Origin of the sequence: Streptomyces sp. RPT161 (genome assembly GCF_027533845.1) — a bacterium.
GTDB classification, from domain to species: Bacteria; Actinomycetota; Actinomycetes; order Streptomycetales; family Streptomycetaceae; genus Streptantibioticus_A; species Streptantibioticus_A silvisoli_A.
This window is the reverse complement of record NZ_JAPZVN010000004.1, coordinates 334,788-349,055: the sequence shown is the minus strand read 5'-3', so window position 1 is coordinate 349,055 and position 14,268 is coordinate 334,788. Positions and strand designations below refer to the sequence as shown.

Genomic DNA, 14,268 nt, shown 5'->3' with positions numbered 1-14,268 from the left:
AGGGCGCGGCGGCGGTGCACGGCGGCGCGAAGGTGGAGGGGTCGATGACTCAGGGGGCCGGTCAGGAACCCGTAACGCCCGGGGTGAGTGCGTCGGGGGGCTGGCACCCGGCCGACCCCGTCGTTCCGCCGGGTGTGGAGCTACCCCCCGCCTATCCGCAGGGCGCGGTGGCGTTTCCGGACGGCCCGACCGTGTTCGAGGAGGCGACCGCCCTCCCGGTGATCACGCCTCCGCCCGGCTTTCCCGCGGCCTCCGGCCGGTCCGCCATGACCGGCCAGGGCCTTCCGCCGGGGCCACCGCCGGCGCCCGGCCTGACCGGTGCCCCCGTCGCACCCGGCTTCCCGCCCACGGGCGCGACGGCTCCACCCGCGCCGCCCGTGGTCGAGTACACGCCGACCGCCCATGACCTGCCCGTCGTGCAGCGCGCCGAGTACACCCCGACCGTCCAGCTGGAGGCCGTGGCCGACCCGGACGAGGCACCGCCAGGACCGCTGTACGTCGTCGGCGATGTGCACGGCTACCTCGACGAGTTGCGCGCCGCGCTGCACGCCGAAGGGCTCATCGACGCCGAAGGGCACTGGTCGGCGGGCCGCGCCCGGCTGTGGTTCCTCGGCGACTTCACCGACCGCGGCCCGGACGGCATCGGCGTCATCGACCTGGTGATGCAGCTGTCCGCCGAGGCCGCCGCCGCGGGCGGCTACGCGAAGGCGTTGATGGGCAACCACGAACTACTGCTGATCGGCGCCAAGAAGTTCGACGACACACCCGTCAACTCCACGGCCGGAACCGCCTCGTTCCTCGCCGCCTGGCGGCTCAACGGCGGCCAGCCCACCGACATGGAACGCCTCCAGGACCACCATGTCGCCTGGATGTCCCGGCTGGACGCGGTGGCACTGGAGGACGGCCACCTGCTGCTGCACTCCGACACCACCGCGTACCTGGAGTACGGCACCAGCATCGACGCGGTCAACGACGCGGTGACCGGTGTGCTGCAACGCGCCGACGCGGACGAATGCTGGGAGTTGTTCCGCAAGTTCACCAAACGCTTCGCCTTCCGCGGCGACACGGGAACCACGGCGGTACGCGAACTCCTCGACGCCTACGGCGGACAGCGCGTCGTCCACGGCCACAGCCCCATCCCGTACCTGCTGGGCGAGGTGGGCACCGAGGACGGCGGCGAGGTCAGCGCGCCCGCGGTGTCCGGTCCGCACGTCTACGCCGACGACCTCGCGGTCGCGATGGACGGCGGGGTGACCATGGAGGGCAAGCTACTGGTGGCCCAACTGCCGCTCACCGTATAGGTTTTGGCCCCTTGCCGCATAGAGCTCCGGTAAGAGGGCAATCCGCGCGAGCCGGACAACGTCCCGACCTGGAAGGACCTTAAGTACCAGCCTGAGCAGCCGAATTCGGTAAACACTCTGTCACCGTGTCAGTGCCGCGCTCTACCATCGGTTTATCCGTCATACGCTCGCCTTCCGCTTTCGACCAGCCGCCCCGGCGCAGGACCGGGACATGGCAGGTCGGAGGGGAACGGAGCATCGGGGGATGTACATGAACAGCGCTCCGCACCTGCTGACCGAGGACCGCCCGGATTTCGAGCGGGTCCTCGACGAGGCGCTGCGAGCGGCGGCGGAAGCACCCGCCGCCAACGGCACCCGGCTCAGCTCCGCGCAGTTGCGCACCATGGCTCTCAGTGCCGCCGCCGCGATCTCGGCATGCGCCGCCGCCGAGTACGACCACTACCTGCGGGTGCGCGAAGCGCAGCGCGCCGTCGTCCCCGAGCCGCCGCGTGCCGACAACGGGCACGCCACGGCGGGTGGCGGCGCAGGGGACACCTCGGGCGGTGCCGGTCTGTTCGCCATCGTGGCGGTGCTGACCCCGATCCTGGCCGGAACCGCCGCGCTGATCTTCCTGCTGGTCGGGTACGTACTGGCGGCGATGGACCCGGAGCCCGCGATAGCGGCACCGCTACGCACGGCGGGCTGGCTGTTCCTGGCGATTGCCGGTGCCGGGGTGCTGGCGGGCACGGTCGGCCTGGTGCTGACCGCGCTGCGCGACGGCTCGTCGGCGATCCGGGCGACCGAACACGATGACCCGGCCGAGGTCATGGCGGCCAAGGACGCCTGGCTCACGGCGCTGCTGGAGCGCGGCATGCTGCCGTTCCTGCACGAGGCGCAGGCCAGCAGCGGACGGGCCAACGCCGGTCCGGGGCTGCCGGGTTCCGAGGACGCGCCCATCGACGACCGGCCCCATATGCCGCACGGTCTGGGGTACTCACGCCCCGGCTTCTCCAGCCCGGGCGGCGAGGAGCCGGACTCCGGTCCGCCGCGGTTCAGCAGCCCGCGGTACTCCAGCCCGGACTTCAGCAGCCCCGACTTCGGCGACTCGGACACCGGGCGCGGCTGACCGGCTCGTACGCCGGGTGGCGCCGGCACCGACATGCCAGGGCGGCCAGAAGGGCATTCGGCCTGCCCGCTGACCTGCGCGTACTCCGCAGACGGGTGGTTAATCGGCCTATCACACCAGGCGTTGAGGGGCATCCGGCGCACCGCGAACTAGCTTCGGTTCATCAGGACTTCCCCCCACCCCACCCACCTGCCTGTCCGCCTGCCCTTCGGCACGGGTCGCGGACGGGTCGGTCTTCCGTTCCCAGGAGTGAGCAGATGGTTCCGCAGTCGAAGCTCAACAGGGCACTGATCGCAGTCGCCGCGAGCGCGTTCCTCACCGCCACCGCCGTCGTCCCCGCGGTCGCCGACGTGCACCCGGCCGCCGTGTCCTCCCCCACCGACGACCCCCACCACCACGGCGGACGCCATGACGGCGACCACGGCCGCGACCACAGAGGCGACGACGGCTACGACCACGGCCGCGACCACAGAGGCGACAGCGGCTACGACCACGGCCGAGACCACCGAGGCGACGACGGCTACGACCACGGCCGCGACCACAGAGGCGATGGCGGGTACGACCACGGCCGCGACCACGGCCGCGACCACAGAGGCGACGGCGGGTACGACCACGGCCGGGACCACGGCCGCGACCACCGTCAACACCGCCGCCACGACCACCGCCTGCACAACGGGCGTCGTCACCACCGCCACTACCGGGGCCGCGTCATCGCCCGTCTCGGCCTCAACGTCCGCCAGCGCCCGACCACGCACAGCCGCGTCGTCGGCTGGCACGCCACCGGCTCGATCCTCAGCATCCGTTGCGCGGTCAGGGGTGAGTCGATCAAGGGCAACCCGCGCTGGTACCTGCTGACCGACGGCACGTACGGCTGGTCGTCCGCCCGCTACGTCCAGCCCCTCGGCCACGCCCCCCGCTGGTGCGCCCACCGTCACCACTGACGCAACGCCGACAGGGTTTCCGGACGTGCCATCCGGAAACCCTGTCGCACGTAGCCGGAACCGCGGTTAATGTGGACGCACTCTGAGGATCAGGCTCTCCAGAAGTACGCCGCAGTGTGGGAGCGCGCCCGGCAACGGGCCATGGAGGGGCGGCAGTTGGTCAGTCATTTCCTGAGCCCTTCCGGAGGATCGAATCCATGTCCCGCATCGAGGTGGGCCTCGGCCTGCCCATCAATGACCCGGCCACGCTGCTGACCTGGGCGCGGCGCGCCGACGAGGGTCCGTACCGCACCCTCGGGCTGCTCGACCGGCTGGTGTACGACAACCCCGAGCCCATGGTCACCCTGGCCGCGCTCGCCGGTGCCACCTCACGCGTCCGGGTGCAGACCGAGGTGCTGCTGGTGCCGTTGCGCTCCACCGTCCTGCTCGCCAAGCAGTGCGCGACGCTCGACCGGATCTCCGGCGGTCGCTTCACCCTCGGCATCGGCGTGGGCGGCCGTGCGGACGACTACCTCGCCGCCGATGTCGACCTGCACCACCGTGGCCGCCGCCTCGACGGGCAACTGGCGGCCCTTCGCCAACTCTGGTCCGGGAAACCGCTCTCGACGGACATCGGCCCCATCGGTCCGGTGCCCGCGAGCCCCGGCGGACCGGAGGTCCTCTTCGGCGGCTTCGCTCCGGTCGTGATGGAACGCGTCGCGCGCTGGGGCGACGGCTTCCTGGGCGCGGCGCTTCCGCCGGAGCACATGGACGGCCTGTTCCGACGCGTCGAACAGTGCTGGCAGTCAGCCGGCCGCACCGGACGGCCCCGGCTCGTCGCCCAGGTCAACGTCGTCCTGGGACCGGACAGGGTGGTTGCCGAGGCCCGCGAATCCATCACCGCGTACTACGGGTTCGTCGACAACGGCTACCGTCCGGCCGACACCATGCTCACCACCCCCAACCAGATCCGCGAGGCGCTCACCGGCTTCGCCGACATCGGCGCCGACGAGGTGATGCTCTACTGCTGGTCTTCGGACCCCGATCAGGTCAACCGCCTGGCAGAACTGGTCGGTTGAGGCACCAATCCCGTACTGCGGGCCACGGTCCGCCAAAGCCGCCCGCAAGGGGCTCGTGAGCGGGGGTACTTGAGCAGCCGATCGGTGCGCGGACCGGACATCCCGCTGAGCGAAGCGCCGGACTCCCGCGCCGCCAACATCCGGGCACGCGCACAGTGGCGTTCGGGCAGACCGGAGGGGCTCCAGCAGCAGCCGGAGCCCCTCCGCGGTAGACCGGAACCTCAGTCCGCGATCGGCAGGTAAACCCGGTTCCCCGCCTCCGCGAACTCCTTCGACTTCTCGGCCATCCCGGCCTCGATCTCCTCGGCCGTACCGCCGTGCTCCCGGCGGATGTCCTGCGAGATCTTCATGCTGCAGAACTTCGGCCCGCACATCGAGCAGAAGTGGGCCGTCTTCGCGGGCTCCGCGGGGAGGGTCGCGTCATGGAACGAGCGGGCCGTGTCGGGGTCCAGGGCCAGGTTGAACTGGTCCTCCCAGCGGAACTCGAAGCGCGCGTCGGACAGCGCGTCGTCCCACTCCTGCGCGCCCGCGTGGCCCTTGGCCAGATCCGCCGCATGGGCCGCGATCTTGTACGTGATGACACCGGTCTTCACGTCGTCGCGGTCCGGAAGTCCCAGGTGCTCCTTGGGAGTCACGTAGCAGAGCATGGCCGTGCCCCACCAGCCGATCATCGCCGCGCCGATGCCGGAGGTGATGTGGTCGTACCCCGGTGCGACATCGGTGGTCAGCGGGCCGAGGGTGTAGAACGGGGCCTCCTCGCAGATCTCCTGCTGGAGGTCGATGTTCTCCTTGATCTTGTGCATCGGGACATGGCCGGGGCCCTCGATCATCGTCTGCACGTCATGCGACTTGGCGATCTGGTTCAGCTCGCCGAGCGTACGCAACTCCGCGAACTGCGCCTCGTCGTTGGCGTCCGCGATGGAGCCCGGACGCAGACCGTCGCCCAGCGAGAACGTGATGTCGTACGCCCGCAGGATCTCGCAGAGCTCCTCGAAGTTCTCGTACAGGAAGCTCTCCTTGTGGTGCGCCAGGCACCACGCGGCCATGATGGAGCCACCGCGCGAGACGATGCCGGTCTTGCGCCGCGCCGTCAGCGGTACGTACCGCAGCAGCACACCGGCGTGCACCGTCATGTAGTCGACGCCCTGCTCGGCCTGCTCGATGACGGTGTCCTTGTAGATCTCCCAGGTGAGTTCCTCGGCCTTGCCGTCCACCTTCTCCAGCGCCTGGTAGAGCGGCACGGTGCCGATCGGGACCGGCGAGTTGCGCAGCACCCACTCACGGGTGGTGTGGATGTTGCGGCCGGTGGACAGGTCCATGACCGTGTCGGCGCCCCAGCGCGTCGCCCAGGTCATCTTCTCCACCTCCTCCTCGATGGAGGAAGTGACCGCGGAGTTGCCGATGTTGGCGTTGACCTTCACCAGGAACCGCTTGCCGATGATCATCGGCTCGATCTCCGGGTGGTTGACATTGGCGGGCAGCACGGCGCGCCCGGCGGCGATCTCCTCGCGGACCACCTCGGGGGAGACGCCCTCGCGCAGCGCCACGTACTCCATCTCCGCGGTGACCTCACCGCGCCTGGCGTACGCGAGTTGGGTCACCGCCTGCCCGCCGCGCCCCCGGCGGGGCAGCCGCGGACGCCCGGGGAAGACCGCGTCCAGGTTGCGCAGACCGCCGCGCGGGGAGGTGTGCTTCAGTCCGTCGTCCTCGGGGCGCAACTCACGGCCCGGGTACTCCTCGGTGTCGCCCCGGGCGATGATCCAGTTCTCCCGGAGCGGGGCGAGCCCACGCCGCACATCGGTCTCGATGTTGGGGTCGGTGTACGGGCCGGAGGTGTCGTACAGCGTCACATCGCGGCCGTTGGTGAGGTGCACCCTGCGCACGGGCACCCGCAGATCCGGACGGGATCCTTCGAGGTAGCCCTTGTGCCAGCCGATCTCCGAAGAGGTTTCAGGCGTGCGTGCATCCTGCATGGTCATGAGACCCACTCCCTACGCCGGCATTACCCGGTAACAGGTTCAGCGGTCGACGCAGCGGTTTCCGTACGTCCCGTGGTACGGAGATCAGCGCCCTCTCAGCCCGGTGCTCCGAGCTCCCGCGATTGCAAAGGTACGCACAACGCTAGCGGGTCACCCGGGCGCGGCGCCAGGGGCCCTTGCCATGATCTGCGGGTGGACACGACGGACACGTCGGATACGGCAGGCTTCACCCGGGCGGCGCACCCCGTTGGCGCCGACCCGACCCGCGCCCGCGCTCAGGGGCACTGCCACAGCCATGCGCACGGCCCCGCCCATCCGGTCTCCGCGCACCTGCGCAAGGTGATCGCCGCGGTCCTGGTCCCGTTCGCGGCGGCCGTCGCCATCGGCCTGGTCGTGCTGTGGCCGAACGGCGCCCCGGCGCACACGCACACCGGCGTCGGCTTCGACCAGCAGACGCAGAGCGCCCAGGTCCTCCAGGTCGTCGACACGCCGTGCACCAACGGCCCGATATCGACCGCCACTTCGGGTGTCTGCCAGCGCACCGTCGTCCAGGTGACCTCCGGCAGGGACACCGGCCACACGTTCACCGAGATCGTCCAGCCGGGCCAGCTGCGCCGCTACACGACCGGGCAGCGGGTCGTGGTCGCCTACTCGCCGGGCGCTCCGGCGAACCTGAGGTACTCGGTCATCGACGTCGACCGTACCGTTCCGATGGCCGCGCTCGCCGCGGTGTTCGCGCTCGCCGTGGTGGCGGTGGGACGGCTGCGCGGGGTGACCGCGCTGGTGGCGCTGGTGATCAGCTTCGCGGTGCTGACCCTGTTCGTGCTTCCGGCGATCCTTCAGGGCGCGAACCCGCTGCTGGTCGCGGTGGTCGGGGCCAGCGCGATCATGCTGGTGGCGCTCTACCTGTGCCACGGCGTGGGGGCCCGTACCTCGGTCGCGGTGCTCGGCACCCTGTGCTCACTGCTGCTGATCGGGCTGTTGGGCTCGGTGTTCATCGACTGGGCGCTGCTGACCGGCGACACCTCCGACGAGACCGGTCTGGTGCACACCCTCTACCCGGGCATCGAGATCCGCGGCCTGCTGCTCGCCGGCGTCATCATCGGCTCGCTCGGGGTGCTCGACGATGTGACGGTGACCCAGGTCGCGGCTGTGTGGGAGCTCAAGGACGCGGACCCGGCGGCCACTTGGCGCCGGTTGTACGGGGCGGGCATGCGCATCGGCCGGGACCACATCGCTTCCGTGGTGAACACCCTGGTGATGGCGTACGCGGGCGCCTCGCTACCACTGCTGCTGCTGTTCTCCATCGCGCGCAGCGGGGTGGCGACGGTGGCGAACAGCGAGATCGTCGCCGAGGAGATCGTGCGCACGCTGGTGGGCAGCATCGGACTGGTCGCGTCCGTACCGCTGACCACGCTGCTGGCGGCCCTGGTGGTCTGCTCGGACCGCCCGGAACGGGCACACCGCAGGGGGCGTCGGCGCAGGGCCTGAGTTACGCTCCGGACATGGTGGGGCTTCAAGGGCGGGTGACGGGGACGATCGGCCCGGGTCTGGTGGGCGAAGTGATCGTACGGATCCGGGGTGGCGCCGAGCACTTCCTGGCCTACCCGATGGACGCGGGCCAGCGCATCGAGACCGGCACGCTGGTCGTGGTCGTGGAGTACCAGCCGCCGCGCACCGTTTACGTCGCGCCCTTCGTGTGAACCCCCGGCTGAACCCGAAGATCGATAACGGTCTGGACGCGGGTGTGAACCAAGGGTTCGACAACCGCGTCCTGTGCGGGTCGGGGTCTTGGTGCCCGCCGTAGGCAGGAGCAGACTCACGTATGTCGGCTCCATCAGGGAGCCGTGGTAAGAGGGGGCATGTGCCGATGGTCATCGGCGTCGTGGCGGGTGCGGTACTCGTCGCAATCATCATCCTGGTCGCGCTGTTCAAGCTGATGTGGCGCGTGGCCGAGCCCAACGAAGCACTGGTCATCTCCGGCTCCAAGCACCGTACCGAGGGCCTGGAGGAGGGGATGGGCTTCCGCATCGTCACCGGGCGCGGAACGCTGGTCCTCCCCGGTATGCAGGCGGTCCGCAAGCTCTCGCTCGACCTCAACGAGTCCGAGCTGTCGGTGGACTGCGTGACCAAGCAGGGCATTCCGCTGAAGGTCCGCGGCGTGGTCATCTTCAAGGTAGGCGACGACTTCGTGTCGATCGCCAACGCCGCCCGCCGTTTCCTGGACCAGCAGAAGTACATGGGCGACAGGGTGCACAACGTGTTCGCCGGTCATCTGCGGTCCATCGTGGGCGGGTTGACGGTCGAGGAGATGATCCGCGACCGCGAGAAGCTCACCGCGCAGACCCGCTCCGCTTCGGGTACGGAGATGGAGAAGCTGGGCCTGATCGTCGACTCGTTGCAGATCCACGAGATCGAGGACCCGACCGGCTACATAAAGAACCTGGCCGCGCCGCACGCCGCGGCCGTCCAGCGGGACGCCCGTATCGCGCAGGCGGAGGCGGACCGGCTGGCCACCGAGGCCGAGCAGAAGGCCGCCGCCCGGATGTCCGAGGCGACCCGGGACAGCGAGATCCTCCAGGCCGGCTACCAGGCGGAGCGCGACAAGGCGGCGGCCACCGCCCGCCAGGCCGGCCCGCTGTCGGAGGCCGCGGCGCGCCAGGAGGTCGTGGTCCAGGAGACCCGCGTCGCGGAACTCGAAGCGCACCGCCGCGAGCAGCAGCTCCAGGCGGACGTCCGCAAGCCCGCGGACGCCAAGGCGTACGAGAAGCGCACCCTGGCCGAGGCCGAGCGCGACGCCCGAATCTCTGCCGCGCAGGCCAAGGCGAAGGAGACCGAGCTGGCCGCCGCAGCCGAGGCGACCCGGGTGAAGACCGCCGCGGCCGCCGAGGCGGAGGCGACCAAGGCCCGCGGTATGGCCGCGGCGGCGGCCACGAAGGCCACCGGTGAGGCGGAGGCGGCCTCGGCTCAGGCTCGTGGTCTGGCCGAGGCCGAGGCGGCCCGGGCGAAGGGTCTGGCCGAGGCGGAGGCCATCAAGGCGCGGGCGGCGGCGTTGGCGGAGAACCAGGAGGCGGTGGTCGCCCAGCAACTCGCCGAGAACTGGCCGGAGATCGTCAGGGCGGGCTCTGCGGCCTTCGGCAACGTCGACCACATGGTGCTGCTCAACGGCGCCGACGGGATGTCCGACATGTTCGCCAAGGCACTCACCATGGGCGGCACCGGGCTCGGCCTGGCCCGCCAGCTACTCGCCTCCATGAACAGCGAGACCGCCAAGGACACCACTGCGGCGTCCGCAGCATCTGCGGCATCTGCGGCATCGCCCAACGGTTCGGCACCGCGCTCCGAGCGGGTGCCGGTCCAGGACGAGGGCCACAACTCCTAGGCCGCTACCGGCAGTTAGCCGGAAAAACAGCGACGCTCGCGGTTCGGAATCTCCTCCGCCGCGAGCGTTCGCTGTTCCTGCCGGGTCCACGCCATGGGCGACTACCAGTCGCTGCGCGAGGTCGAGGACGAGGTGAACTTCTTCACCACATAGACCAGGCCGCCGACCAGTGCCGCGAACAGCACCACCTTGAACAGCAGACCCGCGATGAACCCGATGATGCTGGCGATCAGTCCACCGAAGACGACCAGTGCGATCACCGGCACGGCGACCCACTTGACCCACCAGGGCAGGCCGCTCAAGAACCCGTTGTCGCTCATTTCCGACTCCCTCCGCCCCTACTTGGCTTGTGATTCGAGCTTACGGTCACGAGTACCCGGAACCGAGGGTCCACGGTCCCCATCCGCCCCTGATCGGACCCTTACGGGACCCTGAAGCCGCCGGTCATCCTTCGGGCGGGGAGAAGACCACCAGCACCCGCAGATCCTCGGTGATGTGGTGGAAGCGGTGCGGCGTTCCGGCCGGTACGTAGACAACACTGCCCCTGGCCACGTGCGTCGTCTCCTCTCCCACCGTGATCGACGCCCGGCCGCTCACCACAAGGTAGATCTCGTCCTGCGGGTGCGGCGCCTGCGTGTCGGTGCCGCCCGCCGGGAGCGCGTAGAGCCCGGCGGACATGTTCCGCTCCCGCAGGAAGCGCAGGTATGCGCCGTCGTTCGCCGCGCGCTCGGCATCCAGGTCGTCCAGCCGGAACGCCTTCATGTGCCCGGTCCCTCGCCTTCTCTCCACCAGTTCTTCCTTGCCCCCACCAGAGTCTCTGCGACGATCGCACCATGAAGAAATTCGTGCTCAAGACGCTGGCCAACGCTGTGGCGCTCGGCGTCGCCGTCTGGTTGATCAAGGGCATAACGCTCACCGGCTCCAACACCGCTCACAAAGCGCTCACCCTGGTCCTGGTGGCGCTCGTCTTCGGCGTGGTGAACTGGCTCGTCAAGCCCGTCGTGAAGCTGCTGTCCTTTCCGCTGTTCGTCGTTACCCTCGGTTTGTTCACGCTGGTCGTGAACGCGCTGATGCTGATGCTCACCTCGTATCTGTCGAAGAAGCTCACGCTGGACTTCCATGTCTCGGGCTTCTGGGCCGCACTGGTCGGCGGCCTCGTAGTGAGCATCGTCGCCTGGGCGATGCATCTGATCCTCCCGGACGAGGACGACCACCGCTGATGTGCACGACGGCTGATGTTTCACGTGAAACACAGCATCACGGGGTGGCGGCCAGCGCATAGCCGAAAACGGCCGCCACCCAGGTCCACAACAGCACCAGCGCCATGTGCGCCGCGGTACGCATCCGGTTCCCGCGCCACAACCGAGCCGGGAACACCGTGAACTGGAACACCCAGCGCAACCCCCAGAAGACCGTCTCGCCCGCGAGCAGCGCGGTGCCCAGCCGTGTCCCGGCGAGCAGTTCGGGCGCGAGCGCCAACGGCAGCAGGCCGAACAGCACACAGACCAGCCCGATGAAGAACAGGTGCGCATACGACACCTGCCGGGTCAGCAAGGTGGTGCTCGCCAGATCGGCGGGCCAGCCCATCAACCGGGGAAGTACGGCATGCACCGCCCCCATGACCACCAACGCCAGTCCGACCAGCCGTAGCTGCCCCTCCAGGGTGAGCAGCGCCGTCACGCCGCTCTCCGCTTCCGCAGCACCAGTACGGTGACGTAGCCCGCGATCCGCCCTTCGTGGGCGACCGTGAGACCCGAGCGGGCGGCAAGCCTCAGCCACTCACGCCTCGGCATGAAGTGCCAGGCGCCAGGCCCGAAGACCGCCGTGTTGGCGGCGTCGCGGCAGTGCTCGACCAGCACGACGGCACCGCCCGACCGCAGTATCCGGGCACACTCGGCCAGCAGCGCTTCCCGGTCGGCGGCCCGCCGCAGTTCGTGCACCGCGAACGGCGCGATCACCGTGTCGTACGAGGCGTCGGCGCCCGGCAGCCGGTGCGGGCGCGCCGGTATCGAGCCCGGCTGCGGTGGCACCCGGCGGCGCGCCCGGCGCAACGAGGACTCCGTCACCGGTAGCGCGTCATACAGGTCGGCGACGGTCTGCGCAGCGCCGGGATAGCGGGCTCGCAACACCGCACTCGCCTCGTCCAGCCCGGCCGAGACCACCAGATGGCGCCCGGGCCCCTCCGGCAGCACCCGGTCCAGCCACCGCCAGCTGTGCAGCGGCGAACGGTCGTATACACGGTAACTGGCCAGCACACTGGCCGAAAGCCACCACGCGGCCAGCGCGCTTCCCGCCCAGGCGGCCCGATGGCGGCGCCCGATCACCGCACCGGCGGCGGCCGCCGCAGAACCCGCCACATACAGCGGCCAGTTGTAGGCGACGACATGCCGGGCGCCAGACGGTGCGGGTGGACCGTCCACGGCCTCGACGGTCATATCCGGCTCCCGTCCGTCCCATGCCGTACGCCCGCGTGCCAGCCGTAGTCCACGCCCGCCACATGGAAGGCGTTGGCCAGCACGGGCCGGGTACCTGTGAAAACGCCGTGCTCGAAGAAGGTCAGCCGCCGTACCTCCACATCCACCGGCCGGGGCTCCCACCGGGTGCGGAACGCCTTCACCACCGTGACGCTGTCATCGCGCGGCTCGTACTCGAACGTGTAAGGCAGCGGCCCCGCGAAGCGGCGGGCGTCGCGCAGGGAGGCGAAGGGGCTGTCCTCGGGCAGCGTGGCGGTTCCCTTGAGGTCGGCGGCGACCAGCAGATCGGCCGCCGCGTCCCGGGAACGGACCGCGAACTCCAGCCGGTCACCGGTCAACCGGCAGCGCAGTCCGGCCAGTTGGTAGTGGTAGCGGGTCAGCACGTTGCCACCGAGCGCCAGCACCGGGCTGGAGGTGTCACTGCGCAGGATCCGCAGCCCGCGCATGGTCCGCCCGCCCGGAGTGCGGAAGCGGGTGAAGACCCGGTAGCCGGTCATCAGCTGGTCGGTACCGAGTACCGGTGGCGCGAACACCGGCCGTAGTGCCCGCAGATCGACCAGCGCGACCGCCGCGAAACCGTACTCCTGCCCGTCCGACGTGTAGGTGTCGAGCTCCAGGCCGGGGGTGAGCAGCGGCCGCAGTACGTCGGCGGGGAAGGCGTAGGTCAGGACGAGCGAGTGCGCGAAGTGCGTGCGCAGCGGGATCGGATGGCGGCGCAGCAGATGCTTCACCTGGAGCCTCCTGTATGGATCAGACGCACGGTTCCCCACAGCGGGCAGCGGTCGTCGGTGGGCCGCCCCGAGCCGCGCAGGCTGCGCAGAACGGCGAGGCCCCCCGGCCGTACCGCGCGCTCCACTGCGGCGCGCAGCCGTCGGGCGTACGAACCGCCCGGGCCGTCCAGGACGTTGGAGAGCGTCACGGCGTCATAGCTGCCGGGGGTCACCGACTCCAGGTGTTCGGCCACCTCGGTGTGCATGAACCGCACACCCGTGGCGGGCGCCGGATCGGGGGCCCGTCCGAGCAGCAGCAACCGCAGCAGGGGGTTGTCCGCGTTCGGATGCCGGGCGACGGTGCCCGCGATGCGCTGACGCAGTACGGCGTCGAAGCGCGTGGGGACCACGCCGCGGAATCCGGGGCGCAGCAGCGCGGCGAGCGGACCTGCGGGCCGCAGTGCGACGCCCATCAGCAGGCGCAGCCCCGGGCCGTCCAGCCGTGTCCGCCACCAGGCCGACTGGCGTGCGGGGTCGTTCAGTTCGAGGAACGCCGCGAGTTCCGTGGGCCGCCAGCCGGGCAGCACGGCGGCGGCACGCCGTCCGACGGACGTCAGGCGCTCCGCGGTACCGGTACGGGCCGGGGCGCCGTGGGTCACGCGGTCCGCCGCGTAGGCGAGTTGGCGGGGGTTGATGTCGACGGCGGTGACATCGTGTCCGGCGTGCGCGAGTGCGGCCGCCATATCGCCCGCCGAGGCGATGCACAGCACACGGGCGGCGGCGGGGAAGGCGCGCAGCTCGATGCGCGGGTCCTCGTACATCCGGCCGAACAGCAGCCGGGGGCCACCGCTCTGCGCGGTGAGGATCCGCCCGGTCGACCAAGGGGTCTCCCTCATCGGGACGCCCGCCGCTCGGCCACCAGCCAGATCAGGCAGATCAGCGCGAGGTTCATCACGATCAGCCGTCCCGGCTCGGCTATTCGGTCCGGTGCGAACAGCAGCCCACCCAGATTGAACGATCCGATCAGCCAGGTCTGGACGCCCGCCGCCAGATACGGCCGGACTCCACTGAGGGCCCACACCCCAACCGCCGCCTCCGCTAAGCCGATTGACACCATCACCGGTGTCACCGCCCAGTGCGGTAGCAGCGGAATCTGCGTGATGATCGCGCGCTGGTCAGCCCGCCCGGGGACGACCTTGCACCACAGGCCTTCGTAGAACCACACCAGTGCGACAGCTGCCCGCGGCGCCACAACCCGCCATCCCGGCATCCCCCCGCCTTTTAGGATCACAGGCCATATACAACCAGCGCATACCGA

At 70.2% G+C, this 14,268-nt stretch carries 16 protein-coding genes; 8 read left to right on the top strand and 8 right to left on the bottom strand.

Going from position 1 to position 14,268, the window contains the following annotated elements; translation table 11 throughout:
* The first annotated feature begins 44 nt into the window (after positions 1 to 44).
* From O5O46_RS12630 to O5O46_RS12615, 4 genes are all read left to right on the top strand, one after another.
* Complete coding sequence (locus O5O46_RS12630; protein ID WP_443072496.1) at positions 45 to 1,301, top strand: metallophosphoesterase; 1,257 nt, start codon at positions 45 to 47, stop codon at positions 1,299 to 1,301.
* Positions 1,302 to 1,545: 244 nt separating this feature from the next.
* Positions 1,546 to 2,406 carry a hypothetical protein gene (locus O5O46_RS12625; protein WP_269855444.1) on the top strand — a complete coding sequence of 287 codons (861 nt, stop codon included), beginning with the start codon at positions 1,546 to 1,548 and terminating at the stop codon, positions 2,404 to 2,406.
* Positions 2,407 to 2,663: 257 nt separating this feature from the next.
* On the top strand, positions 2,664 to 3,347 hold the full coding sequence (locus tag O5O46_RS12620; protein WP_269855443.1) for an SH3 domain-containing protein: 684 nt from the start codon (positions 2,664 to 2,666) through the stop codon (positions 3,345 to 3,347).
* A 206-nt stretch (positions 3,348 to 3,553) separates the two neighbouring features.
* A complete protein-coding gene (locus O5O46_RS12615) occupies positions 3,554 to 4,405 on the top strand; it encodes an LLM class flavin-dependent oxidoreductase (protein WP_269855576.1) in 852 nt (283 codons plus the stop codon).
* A gap of 221 nt (positions 4,406 to 4,626) precedes the next feature.
* Here O5O46_RS12615 and thiC read toward each other — a convergent pair whose 3' ends face one another.
* Entirely contained in the window at positions 4,627 to 6,384 is a 1,758-nt protein-coding gene (thiC, locus tag O5O46_RS12610) for a phosphomethylpyrimidine synthase ThiC (protein WP_269855442.1), read from the bottom strand.
* Between the two features lie 192 nt (positions 6,385 to 6,576).
* On the opposite strand from thiC, the gene O5O46_RS12605 reads away from it, so the two are divergent.
* The 3 genes from O5O46_RS12605 (at position 6,577) to O5O46_RS12595 (ending at position 9,766) form a co-directional block, all read left to right on the top strand.
* Complete coding sequence (locus O5O46_RS12605; RefSeq protein WP_333482363.1) at positions 6,577 to 7,875, top strand: YibE/F family protein; 1,299 nt, start codon at positions 6,577 to 6,579, stop codon at positions 7,873 to 7,875.
* Between the two features lie 14 nt (positions 7,876 to 7,889).
* A complete protein-coding gene (locus O5O46_RS12600; protein WP_269855441.1) occupies positions 7,890 to 8,087 on the top strand; it encodes a hypothetical protein in 198 nt (65 codons plus the stop codon).
* Positions 8,088 to 8,254: 167 nt separating this feature from the next.
* On the top strand, positions 8,255 to 9,766 hold the full coding sequence (locus O5O46_RS12595) for a flotillin family protein (RefSeq protein WP_269855440.1): 1,512 nt from the start codon (positions 8,255 to 8,257) through the stop codon (positions 9,764 to 9,766).
* 101 nt (positions 9,767 to 9,867) lie between these two features.
* Here the strand turns inward: O5O46_RS12595 and O5O46_RS12590 are convergent, their stop codons facing one another.
* The gene (locus tag O5O46_RS12590; protein ID WP_269855439.1) at positions 9,868 to 10,086 is read right to left on the bottom strand and encodes a DUF5326 family protein; all 219 of its coding nucleotides are present in this window, start codon (positions 10,084 to 10,086) and stop codon (positions 9,868 to 9,870) included.
* A gap of 124 nt (positions 10,087 to 10,210) precedes the next feature.
* A complete protein-coding gene (locus tag O5O46_RS12585; RefSeq protein WP_269855574.1) occupies positions 10,211 to 10,528 on the bottom strand; it encodes a cupin domain-containing protein in 318 nt (105 codons plus the stop codon).
* A 71-nt stretch (positions 10,529 to 10,599) separates the two neighbouring features.
* Between O5O46_RS12585 and O5O46_RS12580 the strand changes: the two genes are divergently transcribed.
* Entirely contained in the window at positions 10,600 to 10,986 is a 387-nt protein-coding gene (locus O5O46_RS12580; protein ID WP_269855438.1) for a phage holin family protein, read from the top strand.
* A 37-nt stretch (positions 10,987 to 11,023) separates the two neighbouring features.
* Here O5O46_RS12580 and O5O46_RS12575 read toward each other — a convergent pair whose 3' ends face one another.
* Genes O5O46_RS12575 through O5O46_RS12555 form a run of 5 tightly spaced genes read right to left on the bottom strand, consistent with a single transcriptional unit; the run spans position 11,024 to position 14,220 of the window.
* A complete protein-coding gene (locus O5O46_RS12575; protein WP_269855437.1) occupies positions 11,024 to 11,446 on the bottom strand; it encodes a hypothetical protein in 423 nt (140 codons plus the stop codon).
* Positions 11,443 to 12,201, bottom strand: coding sequence for a class I SAM-dependent methyltransferase (locus O5O46_RS12570; RefSeq protein WP_269855436.1), 759 nt, complete (start codon positions 12,199 to 12,201; stop codon positions 11,443 to 11,445). Before O5O46_RS12570 ends, O5O46_RS12575 begins: the two co-directional genes overlap by 4 nt.
* The gene (locus tag O5O46_RS12565) at positions 12,198 to 12,971 is read right to left on the bottom strand and encodes a DUF2071 domain-containing protein (protein WP_269855435.1); all 774 of its coding nucleotides are present in this window, start codon (positions 12,969 to 12,971) and stop codon (positions 12,198 to 12,200) included. The genes O5O46_RS12570 and O5O46_RS12565 overlap by 4 nt, the downstream gene beginning before the upstream one ends.
* Positions 12,968 to 13,846, bottom strand: coding sequence for a DUF3419 family protein (locus O5O46_RS12560; RefSeq protein ID WP_269855434.1), 879 nt, complete (start codon positions 13,844 to 13,846; stop codon positions 12,968 to 12,970). Before O5O46_RS12560 ends, O5O46_RS12565 begins: the two co-directional genes overlap by 4 nt.
* The gene (locus tag O5O46_RS12555) at positions 13,843 to 14,220 is read right to left on the bottom strand and encodes a DoxX-like family protein (protein WP_269855433.1); all 378 of its coding nucleotides are present in this window, start codon (positions 14,218 to 14,220) and stop codon (positions 13,843 to 13,845) included. Before O5O46_RS12555 ends, O5O46_RS12560 begins: the two co-directional genes overlap by 4 nt.
* Positions 14,221 to 14,268: the final 48 nt, after the last annotated feature.